Raw genomic sequence first — 23416 nt, forward strand, 5'->3', positions numbered from 1 at the left:
ACGCGCAGGGACTCAGCGCACCGCCAGCAGCACCGCACAGACGATCAGGAAGGCACTGAAGGCCATGCGCAGCTGACGTTCTGGCAGCGCGTGGGCCAGCCGCACGCCCCAGGAAATGCTCACCAGGCCGCCCAGCGCCAGCGCGCTGCCCATGCGCCAGTCCACGTGGCCGTGCACCGCGTAGGTTGCCAGCGCCACGCCCGTGCTGGGCGCCGCCAGGGCCAGCGCGAGGCCTTGGGCGATCACTTGGGTCAGGCCGAACACCGAGGTCAGCACCGGCGTCGCCAGAACGCCACCGCCCACACCAAACAGGCCGCCCAGCGAACCAGCCCCCAACCCCAGAACGCCCATCCAAGGCAGGCCGTAGCGCGGCGTGCTGCCACCCTGCGGCACGGGCTGGAACAGGCGCACCAGCAGGTACAGCGCCAACAGCACCAGGAAAACCACGAAGGCCGTGCGCATGCTACGGGCATCCAGGTTGACGGCAATGCTGGAAGCGAAGAACGCACAGACCAGGCCGGTCAGCGCCAGCACCCCGGCCTGGGCGAAATCGATGCGATTGCGCTGGTGATAGCGCCAGATTGCCAGCAGCACGTTCGGCACCACCATCACCAGCGCGGTACCCTGCGCCAGCTGCTGATCCAGCCCGAACAGCACGCCCAGCGCCGGAATCGCCAGCAGCCCGCCGCCGATACCGAACAGCCCACCCAGGCTGCCCAGCACGACGCCGAGCAGAAAGTCCACGACCAGATCCCACATCACGCACCTCCACAACAGTGCGTCCATGCTAGAAAAGCCTGGCTGGATGGGAAACGCAAAGCGCTGCACAATGGCTTTGCCTTTCTCGCATAGCCAATGAATGCCATGACGCCCTCCAACCTCGAGGACCAGCTCGATCTTTACCTGGACGTGCTCGACAACGGCAGCTTTTCCGCTGCCGCCCGCCTGCGCCAGCTCACTCCTTCCGCCGTGGCACGACGCATGGACTCCCTGGAGCAGGGGCTGGGATCGACCCTGCTCGTGCGCAGCACCCACAAGGTGCGCGCCACGCCGGCTGGGCTGGCCTTCGCCGAACGGGCACGGCGGATCGTCAGCGAACTGCGTCAGGCGCGAGCGGAGGCCGTGTCCCTGAGCACCGCGCCGGAAGGCCTGATCCGCATCGACGCCCCGGTGCCTTTCGGTCGTCGCCACCTCGCACCGGCGCTGGTCGACTTTCTCGCCGCCAACCCCGGCCTGGACGTGCAACTGCGGCTGATCGACAGCTTCACCGACACCCGCGGGGAGAACCTCGGCCAGGTCGACCTGGTCCTGCGCATCGGCACCCTGCCTGAAAGCCGCCTGGTCGCCACACGCCTGGCGTCCATGCGGCGGGTCGTCTGCGCCAGCCCCGCCTACCTGAAGCACCACGGCAAGCCTGCCTCCCCCCTGGAATTGCCGGAGCACATCGGCCTGGACTGGGAAGGCCTGGCGCCGGCACTGGCGTGGCGTTTCCTCATCGATGGGAGGCTGCAGCAGCTCCGGCCGCGCCGCTTGCGCATGACCGCCAATAACGCGGAAACACTGGTGGAAGGCGCGCTGCAGGGCATCGGCCTGGCGCACCTGCCGACATGGCTGTGCAGCGAGTACCTGATCAGCGGCCAGTTGCTGCCTCTGTTCTGCGAGAACGGCCTCCCCGAACCAGAGCCCGGCGTCATCCACGCGCTGCGCCTGCAACGCGGTACCCACCCGCGCAGCGAACGCCTGCTGGCCTTCCTGCTGAAGCGCTTTGGTTTCCCTCCCCCCTGGGACACGGCACTGGAGGAAGCGCTGTTCAAGAATTAACCATCGCGCTAAATTAATGCGCAATTACCTCTTCGCCTCGAGCGCCCAGCCCGGAGCACGCCATGACCAAGCCAGACCCGACCTGCGAAGCCCTCAAGCTGGATAACCAGCTGTGCTTCGCCCTCTACTCCACTTCCCTGCAGATGACCAAGGTGTACAAGCCATTGCTGCAGGAACTGGGGCTCACCTACCCGCAGTACATCGCCATGCTGGTGCTCTGGGAAGAAGACGGCATCACCGTGGGCGAGATCAGCTCACGCATGCTCACCGACCCCGGCTCGCTCACGCCGCTGCTCAAGCGGCTCGAAACCGAAGGCCTGATCACCCGCACCCGCAGCCAGGCAGACGAGCGCGTCGTGCAGTTGCGCCTGACCGACAAGGGCCGGGAACTGCGCCGACAGGCGGAGCGCATTCCGGCCTGCATCCTGGCCAGCAGCGGTCTAACGTTGGACAGTCTGAAGCGACTCCAGGAGGAGCTCGTGGACCTGCGCGGACATTTGCAAGCCCCGTAAATCGGGGCTTATGCCCAAGCTGCAGGTTCCTTAGTCAGAAATCTTCCAAAAATTATCTTGCGCACTAAATTAAATAGAACTAACTTTCTCCTCACGAACTGCTTAGCGCACAAGATATTAAGCAGCAAGGCATTCTCAACCAGACTTACCTGACAGCGAATCGGAGACCACCATGCAAACCATCAAAGCCCTCTACACCGCCACCGCTACCGCCACCGGAGGCCGCGACGGCCGTGCCGTTTCCTCGGACGGCATCCTCGACGTAAAACTGTCCACCCCGCGTGAACTGGGCGGCGCCGGTGGCGAAGCCACCAACCCGGAGCAACTGTTCGCCGCTGGCTACTCGGCTTGCTTCATCGGCGCCATCAAGTTCGTCGCCAGCCAGAGCAAGAAGCAGATCCCGGCGGACGCCTCGATCACCGGCAAGGTCGGTATCGGCCAGATCCCCGGCGGTTTCGGCCTGGAAGTCGAGCTGAACATCAATCTGCCGGGACTGGACCAGGCCGAGGCGGAAGACCTGGTCGCCAAGGCTCACCAGGTCTGCCCCTACTCCAACGCCACCCGCGGCAATATCGACGTGCGCCTGAACGTCAGCGTCTGACTCCAGCGCCGACAATCCAGAACGCCAGAAACGAAAAAGCCCGGCATCAGCCGGGCTTTTTTGTGTCTCGAATCAGGCTCAGGCCTTGACGCGGGACTTGTACTCACCAGTGCGGGTATCGATTTCGATCGAGTCGCCGATTTCGCAGAAGGCGGAAACCTGGACTTCAGCACCGTTCTTCAGGCGAGCGGTCTTCATCACTTTACCGGAGGTGTCGCCACGGACGGCCGGCTCGGTATAGACGATTTCGCGAACGATGGTGGTCGGCAGTTCAACGGAGATGACTTTCTCGTTATAGAAGACCGCTTCGCAGACGTCGGTCATGCCGTCTTCGATGAAGGTCAGCACGCCTTCCAGATCGTCTTTCTCGATCTCGTACTGGTTGAACTCGGTGTCCATGAAGACATACAGCGGGTCCGCGAAGTAGGAGTAGGTTACTTCCTTGCGATCGAGGATGATCGGCTCCAGCTTGTCGTCGGCCTTGAACACGGTCTCGGTGCCGGCACCGGTCAGCAGGTTCTTCAGCTTCATCTTGACGACCGCGGAGTTACGGCCGGACTTGTTGAACTCGGCCTTCTGGATGACCCAGGGGGCGCCATTGATGTTGGCAACCTGGCCAGCGCGGAACTCTTGTGCGGTTTTCATACGATTATCCGATTGGATTGGAGACAAAAATCAGGGGCCATATCATAGCCAATTTGTATAAAAACGCACCAGCCCCGCAGCAAGATCGGTTTGTTCGCCCAGGCGCCGTTGCCAATTGCCAATCCACGCGGACCACTCCGGCAACCGTCTTTCCAGCTTTCGCCAGGCTTCCCCGGCATCACCCTGGCCATTCCAGGCCATCCAGAACGCCATCAGCTCGGTCCGCAGCGGCTCGTCCATTCCGTCACTGAACAGGGCCATGAAGGCCTGCAGCTTCTCCAGGTGAACATCGTCATCCTGCTGGTAGATGTGCCAGACGAATGGCCGCCCCGCCCACTGCGCCCGCACGAAGGAATCCTCACCACGCACCGCGTTGACATCGCAACTCCACAAGAGCGGGTCGTAGTCCTCCTGGCACACGAAGGGCAGTACTTGCAGGCGCAGCGCACCGCGCTGGAACTGCCCCCCTGCTTTTAACGTTCTCTGCGCCCAGCGCTCGACATCGGCCAGCACCCTGCCCTCCGGTACCAGCAACAAAATGCTGTCGGAGCTGGCGGCCAATGCGTCGAGCCAACTGCCCAGCGCGGCATTTTCATAGGCGAACAGGGAAATGCGCCGCTCATGGGCACGCGGGTGCACGCCCAGACTTTCCAGGAACCGAAGGCTGGCCGCCGGGTCGGCCTGGAAAGCGTCACGCCGTGCAATCAGGTCGCTCTCGCGCAACAGCCCGCCGGTGGCCGGAGTGAAACCGGGGAAGTAGAAGTACTTCTGCAAACCGTTGGCCTGCATCGATGGCAAGCCATGGCAGGACTCCACCCACGGCTCGGCGCTGAGGTATTCCAGGTTCAGCCACAGAGGCGGCTGCCGGCGTTGCTTCATCGCTTCTATATAGGCAGGCGGCATTTCGCAGGCAAAGGCCTCGATCACCACGTCCGCCGCTTGAGTATCCTGCCAGGGCTTCGGCCACAGGCGTACCTCCACGCCGGATTGGTGTTGCGATTCGGCCGCGCCATCGGCGGCCGGGCAGATACGCACAAAGGCCGCCAGATCGTCGACCCATAGCCGAACCCGCTGGCCATGTTCGCCGGCCAGTTGGCGAGCCAGTCTCCAGGTGACACCGATATCGCCATAGTTGTCGACTACGCGGCAGAAAACGTCCCAGTTGGCCATGCGCTCTCCGGAGGATCAGATGGCGCCAGTGTACCCGCGATCCAGGCCGTGCTCCTTAAGCCGATGAATCCGTTGGGAAAAATTTTCAAAAAACATTTGCCAAGGAGGAAACCTTTGAGTAAAGTGCGCGCCTCGACAGACACAGCGCTGTCGAGAAATCTGGTGAGGTGTCCGAGCGGTTGAAGGAGCACGCCTGGAAAGTGTGTATACGAGAAATCGTATCGAGGGTTCGAATCCCTCCCTCACCGCCAGATTCTTGAAAAGCCCGGCTAAGCAATTAGCCGGGCTTTTTCGTTTTCCCCCTTCACACTTTCTTCACCTGTTGCGACCTAGTTGCAAGTTGTCCGCTGGACAAATGCACAACGGCGATTAAACAGTTGTTCGACCATAGGCGACAGTCGTCTGACGGCTTGGTTCCGCAGGCCGGAAAGCGGCCTCGGCGCTTGCCTGACGCACTTTGGAAACACTCCTTTGCCAGATTGGACAGTTTTTGCCCAAATCGGCCTCGCACAACTGCGAAGAGCGACCTAACATGAAAAAAAAGTGCCGTACTTGCGCTTGGTCAGTTTACTTACTACAAGTAATGGGTACTATGTAGTCCGGCTAATTTCCCAGTCATGGGAGATTGCTTTTAATGGAAATGTCCACCTTAAGGGGAACACGATGAACAACGTTCTGAAATTCTCTGCTCTGGCTCTGGCTGCTGTTCTGGCCACCGGTTGCAGCAGCCACTCGAAAGAAACCGAAGCACGTCTGACCGCTACTGAAGACGCCGCTGCTCGCGCTCAAGCCCGTGCCGATGAAGCCTATCGCAAGGCTGACGAAGCTCTGGCCGCCGCTCAGAAAGCCCAGCAGACCGCTGACGAGGCTAACGAGCGCGCACTGCGTATGCTGGACAAAGCCAGCCGCAAGTAATAGATCTTCGGATCTGTTCGAAAAAACCGACCCTTCGGGGTCGGTTTTTTTATGCCCGCAGGAAAGTAGCTGGCAAGAAAAAGCCCGCTCGCGGCGGGCTCTTTCGCTGCAGTAGAAAGTTACTGCAGCGGCATCGCATCCTGGTCGACAGTGGCGGCAACCGAACCGCCCTGCTGCACTTGCTGCGGCTGGGCAATGGCAACCGGCAGGCCATCTTCGGCGGCAACCACTTCACGCACCACGTTCCAGTCCATCTGCATCTGGCTGGCGATGTCTTCGCGCTTGAGCAGCGCGTTGATCACGGCGGTATGCTTGTCGACGACCGAAGGATCACCGTTGTCATCGATCGGCGCATGGGCTTCGAGGTAGATCTTGCCTTCGCTGCGACCGAACTTGTACGGCTCGTTGATGATGCGCACCTTGGTACCCACCGGGATCATCGAGAACAACTGGGTCACGTCCCAGTTGTACATGCGGAAGCAACCGTGGCTGGTACGAGTACCGATGCCGAACTTCTTGTTCGAACCATGGATCAGGTAGCCGTGGAAGCCCAGGCTCATCTTGTACGGCCCCAGCGGGTTATCCGGGCCTGGCGGCACCACGCTCGGCAGCGGATCACCATCGGCGGCGTGCTCGGCGCGGATCGACGCCGGCGGATACCAGGCCGGGTCCTTGGTCTTGGCGATCACGCTGGTGCTGCCCACCGGCGAACCCCAGCCTTCACGACCAATGCCCAGGGCGTAGGTGTAGACGACGTTCTTGTCCTTGGGGAAGTAGTACAGGCGGTATTCGGCGAGGTTGATCACCACGCCCTCGCGCGGACCTGCCGGCAGGACGAAGCGGGTCGGAATGATGATCTCGGTGCCCACACCCGGCAGCCAGGCATCGACGCCCGGGTTGGCGGCGATCATCTCGGAGTAACCGAGGCCGTATTTCTCGCCGAGGTCGGCGAAAGTGTCTTCGTACTTGGCCTTGATCACCTGGACCTGGCCGACGATATCGTCACCCGGCGCCGGCAACGGCAATTCAATGGCGGAAACGGGGCCGGCCGAGAGCAGCGCGGCGAGGGACAGCGAGCAGGCGGCAATGACGCGCGACAACATCCGAGGATCCTTGACGTGGGCAATGAGCAAAGGGTGATCAGTTTACCACCGCAAGCCCCGTCAACGGGAGATATCAGACGAGCCAGGAACCGCGCGCGCCGCGCTTTTCCTCTTCCAGTTGTTTCAGGCAGGCCGCGCAGATGCGCCGGTCGCGCAGCAGCGGCCTCTCGGCGCCGCGCCAGAGTGGCTGCGCCGGCAGCAGGCTGCCGCACAGGGTGCGGTCGGCCGGGGTTCCCAGCTCCAGTTGGCGCGCAACCAGGTGCACCCGCACTTCGCGGCAGGCGAACAGGTCCAGCTGCTCATCGGGTTCGATCAACTGGTAGGCGAAGAGGGTCCAGGCGTGGCGCGACATAGGGGGTTCCAGAAGGGTGCGCAAACATAGCCGAAAGGCCGGGCGCGGGGAAGCCTCGATTCAGTGGTTTATTACTGCAACCGCCCATCACAGCAAGGGTTTGAGCGTCGGCCACACGTTGTCGAGCAGTTTAGGCTGTGCCGCCACCGCCGGGTGAATGCCATCCGCCTGCATCATGCCCTGTACACCGCCGACTCCTTCGAGGAAGAACGGTACCAGCGGAATCTTCTGCTCGCTCGCCACGCTGTCGAAGACTTTGGCGAATGCATCGGTATAGCGCTGCCCGTAGTTCGGCGGCAGGCGCATCCCCAGCAGGATGACCTTCGCGCCCGCCTGGCGCGACTGATCCACCATGGAGGCAAGATTCTGTTGCAATTGCGCCGGCGCCATCCCGCGCAGGCCATCGTTGCCGCCCAATTCGATCACCACCAGCTTCGGCTTCTGCTCCGAAAGCAGCGCCGGCAGGCGCGCGAGGCCGCCTGCCGTGGTGTCGCCGGAGATCGACGCATTCACCACCTGGTAGTCGAAACCCTGCTCCTTCAAGCGCTTGTCCAGCAGGCTGACCCACCCCAGGCTGGTATCCAGCCCCAAACCGGCGCTGATACTATCGCCGACGACCAACAGCGTCTGCGCCGCGGCCTGCTGCGTGATCAGAAGCAACGCCAGGCAGCCGCCCATTAGCCATGCACGCATCGGATTCTCCATGAGCGAAAGCATTCTCACCGCGCGGAACCTTAGCAAGGTTGTTTCCAGCGCGGAAGGCAAGCTGACCATCCTCCACGACCTCTCCCTCGACCTCTCCCGCGGCGACAGCCTCGCCATCGTCGGCAGTTCCGGCTCGGGCAAGTCCACCCTCCTCGGCCTGCTGGCCGGGCTCGACCTGCCCAGCGGCGGCGAGATCGTCCTGCTCGGCCACACCCTCGGCAGCCTCGATGAGGACCAGCGCGCCCGCGTGCGTGCCGCTCATGTCGGCTTCGTCTTCCAGTCGTTCCAACTGCTCGACAGCCTCAACGCGCTGGAGAACGTCATGCTGCCGCTGGAGCTCGATGGCCGCAAGGACGCCGGGCAACGCGCCCGGGAACTGCTGGAGCGAGTCGGCCTCGGCCAGCGCCTCACCCACTACCCGCGCCAGCTCTCCGGCGGCGAGCAGCAGCGGGTCGCCATCGCCCGCGCCTTCGCCGCCGAGCCGGACGTGCTGTTCGCCGACGAGCCCACCGGCAACCTCGACACCCATACCGGCGAGCGCATCAGCGACCTGCTCTTCGAGCTGAACCGCGAGCGCGGCACCACCCTCGTCCTGGTAACCCACGACGAGCGCCTCGCCCACCGCTGCCAGCGTCACATCCGCCTGGAAAGCGGCCACCTGATCGACCACGTCGAACCCTGACGGACGAGCGCCGATGAAGCCACTGTCGCTGCCCAACCTGTTCCGTCTGTCCCTGCGCCAGCTATGGCGCGAAGGGCGCAGCGGCGAACTGCGCGTGCTGTTCTTCGCCCTGCTGGTGGCGGTGGCGGCCAGTTCCGCCATCGGCTATTTCAGCGCTCGCCTGAACGGCGCCATGCTGGTGCGCGCCGCCGAATTCCTCGGCGCCGACCTGGTGCTCACCGGCACCCAGCCCGCGCGCCAGGAGCAGATCGACAGCGGCCTCAAGCTGGGCCTGCAGCACGCGCAGAGCGTGGAGTTCTCCAGTGTGGTGGCCACCGATAACGGCATTCAGCTGAGCAGCGTGAAGGCCGTCGGCGACAGCTATCCCTTGCGCGGCGAACTGAAAAGCGCACCCGCGCCATTGCAGCCGGAGGTCGAAGGCGGACGCCCGGCAGCGGGTGATATCTGGGTCGAATCGCGCCTGCTCGCAAGCCTCGACCTGAAGATCGGCGACAGCGTCGACATCGGCCGCAAATCCCTGCGTATCGCCCGTGTTCTGACCTATGAACCGGACCGGGCCGGCGACTTCTACAGCCTTACCCCGCGCGTGATGATGAGCCTGCAGGACCTGGACGCCACCGGCGTGGTGCAGCCCGGCAGCCGGGTGCGCTACCGCGACCTGTGGGGCGGCGCGCACGACGCACTGCAAACCTACCGGCAGGCTACCCAGGGCAACCTTGCCGCCAATCAGGAACTGCAGGACGCGCACCACGGGAACCGGCAGATCGGCGATGCCCTGGGCCGCGCCGAGCGCTACCTCAACCTTGCCAGCCTCGCCGCCGTACTGCTCGCCGGCGTGGCGGTGGCGCTGTCTGCCAACCGCTTCGCCACCCGACGCTTCGACGCCAGCGCGCTGTTGCGCTGCCTGGGCCTGTCACGCCGCGAAGCGCTGCTGCTGTATGGCAGCCAGCTGTTCGTGCTGGGCGTGGTCGCCAGCCTCTTCGGCGCCTTCCTGGGTTGGCTGGCACAACTCGGCCTGATGCACCTGCTGGGTAACCTGCTGCCGCCGGAACTCCCCGACGCCGGCATCGTCCCGGCGCTCGCCGGCATGGCTACCGGACTGGTCGCGCTGGCCGGCTTCGCCCTTCCGCCGCTGGCTGCCCTTGGCCGCGTACCGCCGCTGCGGGTGCTGCGCAGCGACCTGTTGCCGGTGCCGATGCGTACCTGGATGGCCTACGGCTGCGCACTGCTCGCCCTCGGCCTGATCATGTGGCGGCTGAGCCTGGACCTGAAACTCACCCTCGCCCTGCTCGGTGGCGGCGCCATCGCCGCAGTGGTCCTCGGCTTTATCCTGCTGCTCGCCCTGCGCGGCCTGCGTCGCGCGCTGCAAGGGGCCAGCCTGCCGTGGCGCCTGGGCCTCGGCCAATTGCTGCGTTACCCGCTGGCGGCCGCCGGGCAGAGCCTCGCCTTCGGCCTGATCCTGCTGGCCATGGCGCTGATCGCCCTGCTGCGCGGCGAGTTGCTGGATACCTGGCATTCGCAGTTGCCGCCCAATGCCCCGAACCATTTCGCGCTGAACATCCTGCCGGCCGAGAAAGACGGCTTCGAGCAGCGGGTGAAGGCGCTGTCACCCAATGCCGAAGACCTCTACCCCATGGTGCCCGGCCGCCTGGTGGCGGTGAACGGCAAGCCCGTCCACGCGATGAACGAGGACATCCGCAGCGAGCGCGCCCTGCAACGCGACCTGGGGCTGACCTGGTCCGCACGCCTGCCCGCAGGCAACCAGATTGTCGCCGGCGACTGGTGGACGGCAGGCGAGAAGAGCAAACTGCCGGGCGTCTCGGTGGAAGAAAAGCTCGCCGGCAACCTCGGCCTGAAGGTCGGCGACCACCTGAGCTTCACCGTTGCCGGGCAGACCCGCGAGGCGCAGATCCGCAGCCTGCGCTCGGTGAAGTGGGACAACTTCCAGCCCAACTTCTTCATGGTCTTCGAGCCGGGCACCCTGACCGACCTGCCGGTGACCTACCTGACCAGTTTCTATCTGCCGGCCAGCCAGGAGCGCCAGTTGATCGAGCTGGCCCGTGCCTACCCCACCGTCACCCTGCTGCCGGTGGACGCGCTGCTCGCGCAGCTGCGCAGCATCCTCGACCAGGTGACGCTGGCCGTGGAGTACGTGCTGGTGTTCGTCCTTGCCGCCGGCTTCGTGGTGCTGTTTGCCGGTCTGCAGGCGACGCTCGACGAGCGCCTGCGCCAGGGGGCGCTGCTGCGTGCCCTGGGGGCCGAACGCAGCCTGCTGATGCGCACGCGGCGCAGCGAGTTCGCCCTGCTCGGCGCGGTCAGCGGCCTGCTGGCGGCACTGGGCTGCGAGCTGATCAGCTACCTGCTCTACCGGCTGGTGTTCGACCTGCCGTGGAGCCCGCACCCCTGGTTGCTGGCACTGCCGTTACTGGGGGCGCTGCTGGTGGGTGGCGCCGGGCTGCTGGGGACGCGCCGCGCGCTCAACGTGAGCCCGTTGCGCCTGCTGCGCGAGAGCTGATCGGGTAGACTCGCCCGATCACTTTCGCCGCCCTGGATGCCATGAGCCGCTATCGCCCGCCCCGCCCTGCCGGTACCCCACTGATCACTCCCGAAGGCGAAGCGCGCCTGCGCGCCGAACTGCATGAACTGTGGAACGTGCGCCGGCCACAGGTGACCCAGTCGGTCAGCGAGGCCGCCGCGCAAGGTGATCGCTCGGAGAACGCCGAGTACACCTACGGCAAGAAGATGCTGCGGGAGATCGACAGCCGCGTGCGCTTCCTGCGCAAGCGCCTGGAAAACTGCAAGGTGGTCAGCGAGCGCCCGGCGAATCCGAACAAGGTCTACTTCGGCGCCTGGGTCACCCTGGAAGACGAGGACGGCGAGCAGGCCCGCTATCGCATCGTCGGCCCGGATGAACTGGACCTGCGCAACAACCACATCAGCATCGACTCGCCGCTGGCCCGCGCCCTGGTGGGCAAGGAACTGGACGCCGAGGTGATGGTGCGCAGCCCGTCAGGCGAGAAAATGTGGTTCGTGATCGAGATCGAGTATCCCTGATCCATCGTCGGCCCGATGGAGCCTCTGCTGGGGCGAGCTTGTTCGCGAACGGAGTCACCGGCAGTGCCGAAGCCCAAGCAGGTTCGCGAGCAAGATCGCTGCAACAAAAAGGGACTCAGGGCAGCTGCTGGCAATGGTGAACGGATGCTTGTCACCGTTTCGCCACTGCCCGCGCCCTGGTTAAGGCATCGCCTCGGAGTAGCGCTGACCAGTCGATTTTTTGTGTCGGCCATAGAGAATGACCGTAGCGGTAAGCCCGCACACGGCGGCGAACATCAGCCAATACGCTGGTGAAGCCTTGTCGCCGGTGGCTTGTACCAACAGCGTCGACACTGCTGGCGTGAAACCGCCGAACAGGGCCGTGGCCAGGCTAAACGCCAGGGAAAATCCGACTACCCGCACGTTCTGCGGCATCACTTCAGTTAGCGCCGCAACCATGGCGCCGTTGTACAGACCGAAGAACATTGAGAAGTACAGAAGCACCGCAAGCAGCCGCTCGAAGCTCGGCGCCGTAGCCAGCCAGTGCATCGCCGGATAAGCGCTGAAGATGCACAGCAAGGTGATCCCCAGCAGTTGCGGACGGCGGCCAATGCGGTCAGACAGGGCGCCGCCGATAGGCAGCCAGATGAAATTGCTGACGCCGACCAGCAGGGTCACGACCAGGCTGTCGGTAGTGCTCAGGCTCAGCACCGACTTGCCGAAAGTCGGGGTGTACACGGTGATCAGGTAGAAGGTGGTGGTGGTCATCGAGGCCAACAAGCCACCGGCCAGCACCGTACGCCAGTTGTCGCGCATTGAGCGGAACACTTCACCGGCACTCGGGTGGTGATTACGCGCCTTGAATGCTTCGGTTTCCTGCAGCGAACGGCGAATGATGAAGATGAACGGGATGATCACACAGCCGATGAAGAACGGGATGCGCCAGCCCCAGGCTGCGACGTCGGCAGCCGCCATGGTGGCGTTGAGCGCGTAGCCCAAGGCCGCCGCCACAACGATGGCGACCTGCTGGCTGGCTGATTGCCAGGCGGTGTAGAAACCGGTGCGGCCCGGCGTGGCGATCTCGGAGAGGTAGACGGACACGCCGCCCATCTCCGCCCCTGCCGAGAAGCCCTGCAGCAGCCTGCCCAGCAGCACCAGCAACGGGGCGAACAGGCCGATGCTGGCGTAGCCCGGTACCAGGGCGATCAGCACAGTACCGGCGGCCATGATCGACAGGGTGACGATGAGGCCCGTGCGGCGCCCCGCCTTGTCGATGTATGCACCCAGCACAATGGCCCCCAGCGGGCGCATCAGGAACCCGGAGCCGAATACCGCGAAAGTCATCATCAGCGAGGCGAACTCGCTGCTGGCCGGGAAGAACGTCTGAGAAATGTAGGTGGCATAGAACCCGAACAGGAAGAAATCGAACTGTTCAAGGAAATTGCCGCTGGTGACACGCAGAATGGCGCCCAGCTTGGAGCATCTGCCTTGGGGGGTCGTGTTCATCATGGCTACCGTTGTGCTCTTAATTGTTGTTGTAGAACCGGGTGGTCGAGCGGTCAGTCGCTTCCCGCGTTTATCGGATTGGGTTGGCGCTTTTCGATGGCGTGCTTGAGCAGCGCGGCACTGCGGAAAATGCCGTGGGCGAACTTGCTGTAGGGCATGGTCAGGAAGAACGCCATGACCAGGCCCAGGTGGATCGCCAGCAGCAGGCCCAGGGCAGCGGTTTCCCGGAAGGCCAGCAGAGCCAGGCCACTGGCACTGACCAGGAACAGCAAGGCGATGAAGCCGCGATCCATGGGTTTCTGCTGGCCGTCGCCCTGGGCGGGGTTGCGGCGCAGGTTCAACCAGAGAAGGCCCGCTGGGCCAACCAGCAACCCCAGGCCGCCGGCTATACCCAACAGCACCGGCAGGCTCAGCACCGGGTAAGGTGCCGCCAGGCCCAGCAAGTAGTGATAGAGCGTCGCGGTGCCAGTGGCGGCGAAGCACAGCAGGAAACCGTAGAAGGTCAGGTGGTGAAAGCGACGACGCCACAGGGTGAAGCGGTCATCGGCGTTATTGCAGCCTTCGCCATGTCCGCCGTCCAGATACTTGAGCGTGGCCACGCTGGTCGTGGCTTCCAGTACCGCGGCGGTCTTCAGTGGTGTGGGCGCCGTAGCCGGCGAGACCGAGCGCCAGAAGCGGCGCACGCCCAGGGTCAATGACAAGGTCGCAAAGCCGAATACCGCGCCGAACATCAGGGCCAGGGTGTTGTGCGGGAAGATGCCGTAGAAGTTACCGCCGGGCATGGCGGTGAAAAGGCTGCCCATCACCAGCAGGGTCAGGCACAGGAACAGGACCAGCCCTGCGCCGGACGCCAATGCCAGGGTCAGCCCGTTGCGCTGGTAGAGCTTGCCCAGCGCTTGCGGCCAGGCGTACTCGGCGTAGGTATCAAGGCGCACCTTGGCCATGGCCTGGGGTACGTTGACAGCGAATTCATGAGGCGCGGCGTATTGGCAAGCGTGCAGACAAGCACCGCAGTTGTGGCACAGGTTGGCCAGGTAATGGATGTCCGCCTGGGCAAACTCAAGGCGGCGGGTCATGGCCGGGAATACGGCACAGAAGCCTTCGCAGTAACGGCAAGCGTTGCAGATGCTCATCTGCCGTTGTACTTCTTCCTCGTGCACATTCAGTACGGGGATCAGATTGCTTGAGGCAGTGGGATCAAACAGTTGCACGGCGGGCCTCCGAAGTATTCTTTGTGTTGCCAGCCCCTGCGCTGGCAGCCGCCTGCACGCCAGCGATGCGGCCGAACGCCGTACCGATCGCCATGCCGATACCGGCGGTATACCCCTTGCCCAGGACGTTGCCGGCCATCATTTCTCCGGCGACGAACAGGTTGGGACTGGGCTTGCCGTCGAAGTGCACGGCAGCTGTCTCGTCGGTGGCTAGACCGAGGTAAGTGAAGGTGACGCCCGGCCGCAGTGGGTAGGCGTAGAACGGCGCCTTTACCAGGGGGCGCGCCCAGTGGGTCTTGGCCGGTGTCAGGCCCTGGGTGTGGCAGTCGTCGAGCGCGGTGTGATCGAAGGTGCCGGGCTGGCAGGCGTTGTTGTAGTCGTCGATGGTCTTGAGGAAGGCCATTTCGGGCAGTCCCAGCTTGCGCGCGAGCTCGCCCAGGGTCATGGCGGTAGTACTGGGGAATACCGGCGGCATGAAGCGACCGATGGCCTGCTGGTCGATGATCGAGTAGGCCTGCTGACCTGGCTGCCCAGCCACCAGGCGCCCCCAGATGGCATAGCGCTTGGGCCAGAAATCCTCACCCTCGTCATAGAAGCGTTGGCCGTCGCGATTGACCACCACCCCCAGGGACACGCAGTCGATGCGGGTGCAGATGCCGCCGTCGTAAAGTGGCGCGCGCGCATCGATGGCAACCATGTGCGCCTGGGTCGGATCTCCGATCACGTCAGCGCCCAGCTCGCCCATGCGCCTGAGCAGTATCCCTGTGTTGAAGCGTGTGCCGCGGATCAGGAAATTGTCCGACGGCCATTCACCACGCTCGTTCTGGCCCCAGGCCTCACGCAGCCATTCTCGGTTGGACTCGAAGCCGCCTGCCGCCAACACGCAGGCCCTGGCCTGGATGCGCTCGGCGGGCAGGCGCTGGCCGTCCACCTCGCGTTCGGCCAGGCAGGCCGCGACGAACCGACCGTCCTGCAGCTCGATATCGGTGACCTGCGCGTTGTAGCGGATCTGCACGCCCAACCGCTCGGCACTGCGAAAATAGGCATTGACCAGGGCTTTGCCACCGCCCATGAAGAACGCATTGGTGCGCGCCACATGCAGCGCCCCGGACAGCGGCGGTTGAAAGTGCACACCGTGGCTGCGCATCCAGTCACGACAGCTGGACGAGGCGCGGATGGTGATCCGCGCCAGCTTTTCGTTGGTAAGTCCGCCCGTGACTTTCAGCAGGTCCTGCCAGTACTCCTCTTCGGGGTAAGCCTCGACCAGCACGTCCTGCGGGGCATCATGCATACAGCGGAGGTTGCGCGTGTGCTGTGAATTACCGCCACGCCAGACCTTTGGCGCGCCCTCTAAGAGCAGGACGCTGGCCCCGGCTTCCCGGGCCATCAGTGCCGCGCACAGAGCGGCATTGCCACCGCCGATTACTAGAACATCGATCATCTTCGCTCCTCATTTCACAAGGAAGCCGAAGACCTTGTGAGTGGGGAGGAAAATAGGGGAGCAAGCGGATCGCAGAAAGGCCGCTTTTGGCATGAGGTGTTTAATTTTCGTAAAGGCTTTGCCCGTGCCTTTACCACGCGGAGGACGCTAGCCTTACTCTGCCATGTCTTGAAGCCAGGTTGCTCCCGGCCACTGGCCTGCTTCCACCAGTTGGCGGGCCACGTCCGTGATGACACGCCGAGTTGCCAGGGCCGCGGGGGAGAGCTCATCGTCCGCTAGCGTTGCAAGCAGGTTACGCCGCCCTACATGGGGATTGGTGATTTCAGCTACCAACAATCCCGACTCACCTTTCAACGCAGCTGCAGCGCCCGGTTGAATCGTCGCCGCATGCCCCGCACGCGCTGCGTTCATGAGAACCGCGAGGCCATCGATCTCCATAATGATGTTCGGCGCCAACCCCTCTCTTTCAAAGGCGCTGGTAAGCGCTGAACGCAAGCCATGCTGTGCGCTGGGCATCACTAACGGCAAGTTGCCCAGATCTGCCAACTGCACCCGCTCCCCACGGGGCGCTCCGGCCAACGCCGGGGAGCAAATCACGAACAGTTTCTCGTCAAGCAAGGGTGTCACGCTCCAGCGCTTCCCCCCCTCCAGCTGAAAAAGTATGGCCAAGTCGATCTGGCGTGAATTGAGTTGTCCGGCCAGATGACCGGACAGCATTTCCACAAGGTGCAACTGAATATCTGGATACCGAGTGCGCATCGCACTTATGAGAGGCAGAGCCAGAACGGTCGCCGTGGTTGGTGGCAAACCGACACTCACGTAGCCACTCATTCGTCCACGATGAGCCGCCATGATCGCATTGTCGGCCTGACGCAGGGAGAGCTGGGCATGGTGCAGGAACGCCATGCCCGCACTGGTAGGGGTGACGCCGGTCGTGGTGCGGTTGAGCAGGCGCGTCGAGAGCTCGCTTTCCAGTTTGCTGATCTGCTGACTCAACGCCGAGACACCTACCTCCAGCTCAAGTGCGGCACGACCTAAACTGCCATGCTCGATGATTTTGACGAAGTAACGTAGCTGTCTTAATTCCAAAATGGTAAGGCTCCGCATGGGATTGGAACTGTCTTAACGACCAGCCTGGGCCAGCTCATTGCTCATGATGGATCAGCGATCAGGTGGAAGAGCATTGATAGTCCGACCGACTTGCCGCAACTGCCAGATCCCAGTTTGTCTGATCTGCCCCGCATCGTCGGCCCATATGAACTGAACGTGCGCAACAACCCTGTCAGCATCGACTCGCCGCTGACCCCGCACCTTGGTGGACAATGAGCTGGACGCCGAGGTGAGGGTGCGCCAGCGACTGGCTGTGGTTCGTGGCGGGAATCGAGTACCCCTGGGCAACGCCAGGCATAACACTGGCGGGAGCGCCCCCATCCAGCCAGGGCGCCGCCAGGGAATCCGTTCCAGAGCGGCGTCGCTCCTGCAAGGGTCAGAGCGGTTGCGGACGCCGGGTGATCAGCCCTTGCCGGGCCACACGGGTGAGTTGGTGAACAGCCGGCTCCAGCTGCTCGGCCACTGGCGACTGGACCACCGCGAAGTCAAAGCTGTCGGAGGGGAAGCGCGCCAGGTCGGCAAAGGTTTCGGCAAACTGGATCAGGAAGGTACGCGAGCCGTTCCAGCGCTTGGGCCAGCCATCGAGGTAACGGACGAGGGTGGGCTGGTGATTGCCGCCCAGGAGAATCTTCGGATTGCGACGAACCAAGCCGGTGGTGATCGGAGCCAGGCGCACATGGGGATTGGGACAGGTCATGGTGTCATGTCTTCCGCCTCTTTGGTCCAGCTGGACGCGGCGAGAGGCACACCGAACCAGCGCTTTAGCGGTATTTCGATGCCAGCCATCGCTGCATCCGCGCCCCGCAAGTTGCTACTTAAATCGGCGCTGTGCGGCATCCTAGAGAAGCCCCGTCAAAGCTGTCAAGGAGACTTCAGTCGATGACCACACCACCCCTGCGGCTGTTCTTCGCCCTGCCCTGCCCGGCGCCGCTGGCAGCGCAAATCTGCGCCTGGCGCGATGGCCTGCACCTGGACGGCCAGCCCGTTGCCCAGGCCAATCTGCACCTGACCCTGGCTTTTCTCGGCGCCGTCCCGCGCGGCCGCAAGGCGGAATTGCGCGCCATCGGCGAACGCCTGCCGCACCGGGGCTTCAACCTGGAACTGGACCACATCGCGCCCTGGAGCAATGGCATCCTGCACCTGGCGCCGAGCAGCGCGCCGGCCGCCCTGCACGAACTGGTGCATGCATTGCGCGAAGAGTTGCGGACAGGCGGATTCGAAGTCGAGCACCGCCCCTTCCATCCCCACATCACCCTCGCGCGCCACGCCCACCAGACACCGGCTGCCACGGCGTCGTTTCTGCTACCGGCCCAGGCCGTGACGCTGTTCAGCTCGGAGAACAGCCCCGCCGGCGTGCGCTACCGCGCCATCGGCGAGTGGCCGCTAGATAGCGTCTGATCGAGCCGCCCAGCCCTGGGCGTAATCGAGGAAGCGTCGCAGGCCCGCCGTGGGGTATTTGTCGATGTGCAGCGCACGGAAGAAGGTGCGCCGCAGCGGCCCCAGCGGATTATCCAACTGCACCAGCTCGCCGCGTGCGAGCTCCGCCTGTACGACACGCTGCGACAGGCAAGCGATGCCGAAACCGCTCGCAACCAGCTGCTTGATCGCCTCGGCGTTGCTCACCTCCAGGGGCGCATTGACGCTGCCCAGGCGCGGCAGTACCTGCTGCTCGAAAGTCACCCGTGTGCCCGACCCGGACTCCCGCAGCACCCAGCGCGCCGCCGCCAGATCCTGCAGGGTGACGCACTCGGCCGTCGCCAGGGGATGATCCGGCGCCACGACCAGTAGCAGCTCGTCCACCATCCAGGGCGTCAGCTGGATCTGCGGATGCTGGATCGGCGCTTCGATGAAGGCCACGTCCAGGCGGAACTCGGCCAGCGCCTCGATCACTCCGCCGCTGTTGGCGACCTGTAGCTCCAGGCGGCTCTCGGGCAATTCGCCGAGAAAGCCGGCCATCACCTGCGGCAGCAGGTAGCCGCCGATGCTGCGGCTGGCACCGAGGCTCAGTTGCACCGGCGCCGATTCGAACAGGCTCTCCAGCTCGGCGCTCTGCGCCAGCAGCGCACTGGCCTTGGGGTAGAAGGCGCGACCGTTGTCGTTCAGCGCCAGGCGCTTGCCACTGCGGTCGAACAGGCGCGTGCCGAGTGCACGCTCCAGCTCCTGCAACGCCTGGCTGGCGGCGGACTGCGAAAGCGCGATGCGTGCCGCGGCCTGGGTGACATTGCCCAGTTCGGCAATCGCGGTGAAGGTCGCCAACTGGCGAAGGGTGATGCGCGGGCCCATATCGATAAAACCGGTCATCCCAATAAGAACAATCCGTTTTTACACTAAGCGGTACCGCGGCACCATGGCTTCACCTTACACAAGGAGCCTGCAATGAACGCCCTCCGCCGCCTGCCCTACTTCGTCCCCGGCGCCCTGCTCTGCCTGGCCATCGCCTTCGGCTCGCGCCAGCTCATGGAAACTCCCGCACTGCAGCACCTGGGGCTCGGCAGCCTGACCCTGGCAATCCTCATCGGCCTGCTGGCCGGCAACCTGGGGCTCGCGCGCTTCGGCAGCATTCGCCCCGGCATCGACCTCTCTCGCCAGCAACTGCTGCGCCTGGGCGTTGTGCTCTACGGCCTGCGCCTGACCTTCCAGGACATCGCCGCCCTCGGCCCGGCAGCATTGATCATCGACGTGCTGATGGTCGCCAGCACCCTGACCGTCGCCTGGTGGATCGGCGAACGCTGGCTCAAGCTGCCGCGCGAAAGCGCCCTGCTGATCGGCGCCGGCAGCGCCATCTGTGGAGCCGCTGCGGTCATGGCGAGCAGCCCGGTACTCAAGGCGCGTGCCGAGCACACCGCCGTCGCGGTAGCCACCGTGGTGCTCTTCGGCACCCTGGCGATGCTGCTGCATCCGCTGATCTACGCCGCACTGCCCAATCTGTTCGGCAGCGAGCAGGCCTTCGGCGTGTTCACCGGCTCGACCATCCATGAAGTCGCCCAGGTGGTTGCCGCCGGCCGCGCCATGGACCCGGCCGCCGCGGACGCCGCGCTGATCAGCAAGATGTTGCGGGTCCTGCTGCTGGCCCCGGCCCTGCTGATCCTCGGCCGCGTCGGTTGCGCCGAAGCCGCCGAGCCCGGCGCGCGCCGCAAACTGCACATTCCCGGTTTCGCCGTGTTCTTCCTGCTGGTGACCGGCCTGCGCTCGCTGGGCTGGGTGCCGGAAAGCTGGCTGGCGCCGCTGCAGCAACTGGATGACGTGATGCTCGGCATGGCGATGGCCGCCCTGGGCCTGGCCACCCGCCTGGGCGACCTGCGCAAGGAAGGCCCCAAGCCGCTGCTACTGGGCGCCGGTCTGTTCGCCTTCCTGCTGGTGGGCGGCGGCCTGATCAACGGCGGCGTACAGTACCTGTTCCACTGATTCACGCAGGCAAACAAAAAGGGCGGGCACCTTGGGTGCCCGCCCTTTTTCGTTATCGCGTCGGCGATCAGCTGGACAGCTTGCGGTCCAGCGAGAACGGGCCGGCGCCGCTGATCAGCAACGCGACGCTGATCATGATCAGGGTGAAGGCGTATTCGAAGCCGTTGGCGGTGATGAAGAAGCCGTTGGCCAAGTGCACGCTGAACACTGCGACCAGCATGGCGACGATCAGCGGGATGCTCGCCAGGCGCACCAGCAGGCCGAGGACCAGGGCCAGGCCGCCGAAGAACTCGGCGCTGCCGGCCAGGGCAGCCATCAGGTAGCCAGGAGTCACACCGAGGGATTCCAGCCAGCCCGCCATGCCTTGCAGACCCGGGCCACCAAAGGCGCCGAAGAGCTTCTGCGAGCCGTGAGCCATGAAGGTCAGGCCGGTGGTGATGCGCAGGACAGCGATGCCGGCGCCAGCGTTGGTGGTCAGGATGGATTTGATCAGCGAGTTCATGGTGCGTCCTTATGCGAGCTCTAGTGGGAGCGGAGGGTTGCGTAGGAAGTAGGTGACAACCGGGGTTGCTTGGCGACCAATATAACCAGTTTTTACGATATCAAAAGCGCAAAATAGCGCTGAAAGCTATCGAAAAAACTGATTACTTCTTGATTGCCGCCACGCTCTCACGTGGCTCGAGGCCATCACGTTCCCGCTGATATGCAAGATAGTACTTGTTGACGCTGCTGACGTAGTTCACCACGCCCATGCCCAACTGCTCGGCCGCCACGCGCTCGACCTGGAAGAACCACTGGTTGGGGTTCAGGCCCTGGCGCTTGGCCTCCGCACGCAGGCTTTGCACCCGCTCGGGACCGGCATTGTAGGCAGCCAGAACGAAGGCCATGCGGTCCCGTTCATTGATGCGCGGGCTGGAGAAGAAGCGCTTGCGCAGCATGGCCATGTAACGGCTCGCTGCCTGCACGTTGTTCTCCTTCTGGTGCACGGTATCCACGCCCACGGCGCGGGCCGCCGCCGGGGTGATCTGCATCAGCCCGGTGGCGCCGCCGGCGCCGCGCGCGCCGGCATTCAGGTTGGACTCCTTGAAGCCCACGGCGGCCAGGGCCAGCCAGTCGACCTTGCTCTGCTCACCATAGCGTTGCAGGGTCGGGCGCACGGCTTCCAGGCGCTTGCGGTCGGGAACGAGCAGCGGGTTGCGCACCTGGTAGGCGCGGCGGTACAGGCGCTGGAAGGCCGCGTCCTGGTCCGCCGGGGCGCGATAGTCCTTGAGGAAGCGGTTGACGCTGGCGCGCAGCATCGGCGCGTCACGACGAACGTACCAGGCCATCGGCTCGCTGTTGTCCAGCACCAGATGACGATCGACGCGCAGTTTGGTGAAGACCTTGCTCCAGCGTTCGGCGATGGGCTGCTCGACCACGGTGTAATTGAAGATGCCGGCCTGGACCATCTCCAGCACGTCTTCCACCGCCAGGGAAGAATCGGTCCACTCCAGCACCAGCGGCGCCATGCGCTTCTGCGCCAGGCGCTCGTTGACCTTGCGCACGGCCTCGCCGGCGGCGCTGCCGGCTGGCAGGGTGATGGTGCGGCCGGCCAGCTGCTCCAGGCGCACGAACTTGCGGTTGCCCTGCTTGGTCACCAGCACCAGCGGCACGTCGGCCTTCCACGGCAGGCTGGGGCTGACGTTCTGGCCATCGCGGGCCAGCAGGACTTCCCCGGGCGCGACCAGATCGCCTTCACCGCGCTGCAGCGCGCCGAGCAATTGATCCTTGGCCTTGGGAATGAACTGGATGGTGAGCGGCTTGCGCCCCGGGGCACTGTCGTTGAGGTATTGCTCGAAGGCGCGCAGGCGACGGTATTCGACGCCAATGGGTTCGCCCTTGATCTCGCCGGAGCTGTTGCGGCTCTGGTTGACCAGAACCCGCAGGGTGCCGCCGGAGCGGATCGTGGCGAGGTCGCGGGCGTCGGTGTTTTCCTGCTCCCAGTTTTCCGGCTGGGCCGTCAGGCGCGCGGCCGCCGGCAGTGGCGTCAGGGCCACGAGGCACAGCAGTAGCAACAACAGTCGGGTCATCCAGCTCTCCAGGGGCTCGCACTCGGCGGCGGGCCGATTAGAGTGCGGTTTCGGCCGGGGGTTCCCGACCGCCAAGGGCGCGCAAGATTCTCACAGGAGGGACTCATTACCAACCCGAAACTTCCGATATATCTTCGGAATAATCCGCAACCTGTTGTTTTTGAAGAATTTTCGTCTGGAAAGAGCGTTTTGCTATGCTCCGCATCCGGACAAAGGGAACAAAAATGCAACTGATCGACATCGGCGTCAACCTCACCCATCCAAGCTTCGAGCCGGAACGTGAAGCGGTCCTCGCTCGCGCGATCGAGGCCGGCGTCGCCCAGATGGTGCTCACCGGGACCAGCCTGTCCGACAGCGAACAGGCCCTGGAACTGTGCCGGCAACTGGACGAAGAACAGCGTCTTTACTGCACCGCCGGTGTCCATCCCCATGAAGCCAGCCACTGGGACAGCGGCAGCGCCAGGGCGCTGCGCGGCCTGCTGGCGGAGGACCGGGTAAAGGCCGTGGGCGAATGCGGCCTGGACTTCAACCGCGACTTTTCGCCGCGCCCGCAGCAGGAAAAGGCTTTCGAAGAACAACTGGGCCTCGCCGTGGAACTGCAATTGCCGGTGTTCATCCACGAGCGCGATGCCGGAGAGCGCCTGCTGGCGATCCTCAAGGAGTTCCGCGACCGGCTCCCTGCGGCCGTGGTGCATTGCTTCACCGGCGAGCGCCGCACGCTTTATTCCTACCTCGACCTCGACCTGCACATCGGCATCACCGGCTGGATTTGCGACGAGCGCCGCGGCACCCATCTGCAGGAGCTGGTGCGGGAAATTCCCGAAGGCCGGCTGATGCTGGAAAGCGATGCACCTTATCTGTTGCCGCGCACGCTGCGGCCCAAGCCGAAGAACGGCAGGAACCAGCCGGCCTACCTGCCCGAAGTGCTGACCTGCGTGGCCCAGCATCGTGGCGAGAGCGCAGAGCGCGTCGCTGCCCACACCACCGAGTGTGCGCGGCGCTTCTTTGACCTCCCGGAAATTTGAACCGGCTCTCAAGAATGCCCTTCCTCGGCCGATAAGTCGGGAGCGGAAGGTGGCTTGATTCCCATCAATGGCCACCTTCATCCCTTTTCACGACAATAATGGCGCCCTGC

24 protein-coding genes and 1 tRNA gene are annotated in these 23416 nt (G+C 64.2%); 11 read left to right on the forward strand and 14 right to left on the reverse strand.

Features of this window, described 5'->3' with window-relative positions:
- Window positions 1–12 precede the first annotated feature (12 nt).
- Entirely contained in the window at window positions 13–759 is a 747-nt protein-coding gene (locus LDJ84_RS19715; RefSeq protein ID WP_024764538.1) for a sulfite exporter TauE/SafE family protein, read from the reverse strand.
- A 105-nt stretch (window positions 760–864) separates the two neighbouring features.
- On the opposite strand from LDJ84_RS19715, the gene LDJ84_RS19720 reads away from it, so the two are divergent.
- From LDJ84_RS19720 to LDJ84_RS19730, 3 genes are all read left to right on the forward strand, one after another.
- Entirely contained in the window at window positions 865–1821 is a 957-nt protein-coding gene (locus tag LDJ84_RS19720; protein WP_037007100.1) for a LysR family transcriptional regulator, read from the forward strand.
- A 62-nt stretch (window positions 1822–1883) separates the two neighbouring features.
- The gene (locus tag LDJ84_RS19725; RefSeq protein WP_024764537.1) at window positions 1884–2333 is read left to right on the forward strand and encodes a MarR family winged helix-turn-helix transcriptional regulator; all 450 of its coding nucleotides are present in this window, start codon (window positions 1884–1886) and stop codon (window positions 2331–2333) included.
- Window positions 2334–2505: 172 nt separating this feature from the next.
- Window positions 2506–2934 carry an organic hydroperoxide resistance protein gene (locus LDJ84_RS19730; protein WP_024764536.1) on the forward strand — a complete coding sequence of 143 codons (429 nt, stop codon included), beginning with the start codon at window positions 2506–2508 and terminating at the stop codon, window positions 2932–2934.
- Window positions 2935–3012: 78 nt separating this feature from the next.
- Here the strand turns inward: LDJ84_RS19730 and efp are convergent, their stop codons facing one another.
- Together efp and earP are read right to left on the reverse strand one after the other, a co-directional pair.
- Window positions 3013–3579 (reverse strand): elongation factor P, encoded by a 567-nt coding sequence (efp, locus tag LDJ84_RS19735; protein WP_017517001.1) that lies wholly within the window; start codon window positions 3577–3579, stop codon window positions 3013–3015.
- Window positions 3580–3621: 42 nt separating this feature from the next.
- Window positions 3622–4749, reverse strand: coding sequence for an elongation factor P maturation arginine rhamnosyltransferase EarP (gene earP / locus LDJ84_RS19740; protein WP_226045310.1), 1128 nt, complete (start codon window positions 4747–4749; stop codon window positions 3622–3624).
- 161 nt (window positions 4750–4910) lie between these two features.
- Between earP and LDJ84_RS19745 the strand changes: the two genes are divergently transcribed.
- Both LDJ84_RS19745 and oprI read left to right on the forward strand, forming a co-directional pair.
- Window positions 4911–5000, forward strand: a tRNA-Ser gene (locus LDJ84_RS19745).
- A gap of 412 nt (window positions 5001–5412) precedes the next feature.
- The gene (gene oprI / locus LDJ84_RS19750) at window positions 5413–5664 is read left to right on the forward strand and encodes an outer membrane lipoprotei OprI (protein WP_017517003.1); all 252 of its coding nucleotides are present in this window, start codon (window positions 5413–5415) and stop codon (window positions 5662–5664) included.
- Between the two features lie 119 nt (window positions 5665–5783).
- Here oprI and LDJ84_RS19755 read toward each other — a convergent pair whose 3' ends face one another.
- The 3 genes from LDJ84_RS19755 to LDJ84_RS19765 form a co-directional block, all read right to left on the reverse strand.
- The gene (locus LDJ84_RS19755; protein WP_226045311.1) at window positions 5784–6767 is read right to left on the reverse strand and encodes a L,D-transpeptidase family protein; all 984 of its coding nucleotides are present in this window, start codon (window positions 6765–6767) and stop codon (window positions 5784–5786) included.
- 73 nt (window positions 6768–6840) lie between these two features.
- Window positions 6841–7119 (reverse strand): hypothetical protein, encoded by a 279-nt coding sequence (locus tag LDJ84_RS19760; RefSeq protein WP_024764533.1) that lies wholly within the window; start codon window positions 7117–7119, stop codon window positions 6841–6843.
- An 87-nt stretch (window positions 7120–7206) separates the two neighbouring features.
- A complete protein-coding gene (locus tag LDJ84_RS19765; RefSeq protein ID WP_024764532.1) occupies window positions 7207–7812 on the reverse strand; it encodes an arylesterase in 606 nt (201 codons plus the stop codon).
- A 10-nt stretch (window positions 7813–7822) separates the two neighbouring features.
- Between LDJ84_RS19765 and LDJ84_RS19770 the strand changes: the two genes are divergently transcribed.
- From LDJ84_RS19770 to greB, 3 genes are read left to right on the forward strand one after another with little or no spacing between them, the layout of a single operon-like run.
- Window positions 7823–8506, forward strand: coding sequence for an ABC transporter ATP-binding protein (locus LDJ84_RS19770; protein ID WP_024764531.1), 684 nt, complete (start codon window positions 7823–7825; stop codon window positions 8504–8506).
- 13 nt (window positions 8507–8519) lie between these two features.
- The gene (locus LDJ84_RS19775; protein ID WP_038803747.1) at window positions 8520–11021 is read left to right on the forward strand and encodes an ABC transporter permease; all 2502 of its coding nucleotides are present in this window, start codon (window positions 8520–8522) and stop codon (window positions 11019–11021) included.
- A 41-nt stretch (window positions 11022–11062) separates the two neighbouring features.
- Window positions 11063–11560 carry a transcription elongation factor GreB gene (gene greB / locus LDJ84_RS19780; RefSeq protein ID WP_024764530.1) on the forward strand — a complete coding sequence of 166 codons (498 nt, stop codon included), beginning with the start codon at window positions 11063–11065 and terminating at the stop codon, window positions 11558–11560.
- A 180-nt stretch (window positions 11561–11740) separates the two neighbouring features.
- Here the strand turns inward: greB and LDJ84_RS19785 are convergent, their stop codons facing one another.
- The 5 genes from LDJ84_RS19785 to LDJ84_RS19805 form a co-directional block, all read right to left on the reverse strand.
- Window positions 11741–13048 carry an MFS transporter gene (locus tag LDJ84_RS19785; protein WP_226045312.1) on the reverse strand — a complete coding sequence of 436 codons (1308 nt, stop codon included), beginning with the start codon at window positions 13046–13048 and terminating at the stop codon, window positions 11741–11743.
- 50 nt (window positions 13049–13098) lie between these two features.
- Complete coding sequence (gene tcuB / locus LDJ84_RS19790) at window positions 13099–14256, reverse strand: tricarballylate utilization 4Fe-4S protein TcuB (protein ID WP_318784709.1); 1158 nt, start codon at window positions 14254–14256, stop codon at window positions 13099–13101.
- Window positions 14243–15697, reverse strand: coding sequence for an FAD-dependent tricarballylate dehydrogenase TcuA (tcuA, locus tag LDJ84_RS19795; protein ID WP_226045313.1), 1455 nt, complete (start codon window positions 15695–15697; stop codon window positions 14243–14245). Before tcuA ends, tcuB begins: the two co-directional genes overlap by 14 nt.
- A 153-nt stretch (window positions 15698–15850) precedes the next feature.
- Window positions 15851–16786, reverse strand: coding sequence for a LysR substrate-binding domain-containing protein (locus LDJ84_RS19800; RefSeq protein ID WP_065085032.1), 936 nt, complete (start codon window positions 16784–16786; stop codon window positions 15851–15853).
- 397 nt (window positions 16787–17183) lie between these two features.
- Window positions 17184–17504, reverse strand: coding sequence for a hypothetical protein (locus tag LDJ84_RS19805; protein WP_024764526.1), 321 nt, complete (start codon window positions 17502–17504; stop codon window positions 17184–17186).
- Between the two features lie 182 nt (window positions 17505–17686).
- Between LDJ84_RS19805 and thpR the strand changes: the two genes are divergently transcribed.
- Window positions 17687–18205, forward strand: a complete 519-nt coding sequence (gene thpR, locus LDJ84_RS19810; RefSeq protein ID WP_226045314.1) for an RNA 2',3'-cyclic phosphodiesterase — start codon at window positions 17687–17689, stop codon at window positions 18203–18205.
- Here the strand turns inward: thpR and LDJ84_RS19815 are convergent.
- Window positions 18191–19108: a LysR family transcriptional regulator gene (locus LDJ84_RS19815; RefSeq protein WP_226045315.1), complete on the reverse strand. Its 918-nt coding sequence runs from the start codon at window positions 19106–19108 to the stop codon at window positions 18191–18193. The genes thpR and LDJ84_RS19815 overlap by 15 nt on opposite strands.
- Before the next feature lie 75 nt (window positions 19109–19183).
- Here LDJ84_RS19815 and LDJ84_RS19820 point away from each other — a divergent pair, with 75 nt between their 5' ends.
- Window positions 19184–20212 carry a YeiH family protein gene (locus LDJ84_RS19820; protein ID WP_196912532.1) on the forward strand — a complete coding sequence of 343 codons (1029 nt, stop codon included), beginning with the start codon at window positions 19184–19186 and terminating at the stop codon, window positions 20210–20212.
- Window positions 20213–20279: 67 nt separating this feature from the next.
- On the opposite strand, the gene LDJ84_RS19825 is transcribed toward LDJ84_RS19820, so the two are convergent.
- Both LDJ84_RS19825 and LDJ84_RS19830 read right to left on the reverse strand, forming a co-directional pair.
- A complete protein-coding gene (locus LDJ84_RS19825; RefSeq protein WP_017517576.1) occupies window positions 20280–20714 on the reverse strand; it encodes a DoxX family protein in 435 nt (144 codons plus the stop codon).
- 142 nt (window positions 20715–20856) lie between these two features.
- Entirely contained in the window at window positions 20857–22281 is a 1425-nt protein-coding gene (locus tag LDJ84_RS19830; RefSeq protein ID WP_024764522.1) for a transglycosylase SLT domain-containing protein, read from the reverse strand.
- Between the two features lie 224 nt (window positions 22282–22505).
- Between LDJ84_RS19830 and LDJ84_RS19835 the strand changes: the two genes are divergently transcribed.
- Window positions 22506–23306: a TatD family hydrolase gene (locus tag LDJ84_RS19835; RefSeq protein WP_024764521.1), complete on the forward strand. Its 801-nt coding sequence runs from the start codon at window positions 22506–22508 to the stop codon at window positions 23304–23306.
- Window positions 23307–23416: the final 110 nt, after the last annotated feature.

It is taken from the genome of Pseudomonas sp. HS-18 (assembly GCF_020401845.1).
Lineage (GTDB): Bacteria > Pseudomonadota > Gammaproteobacteria > Pseudomonadales > Pseudomonadaceae > Pseudomonas > Pseudomonas nitroreducens.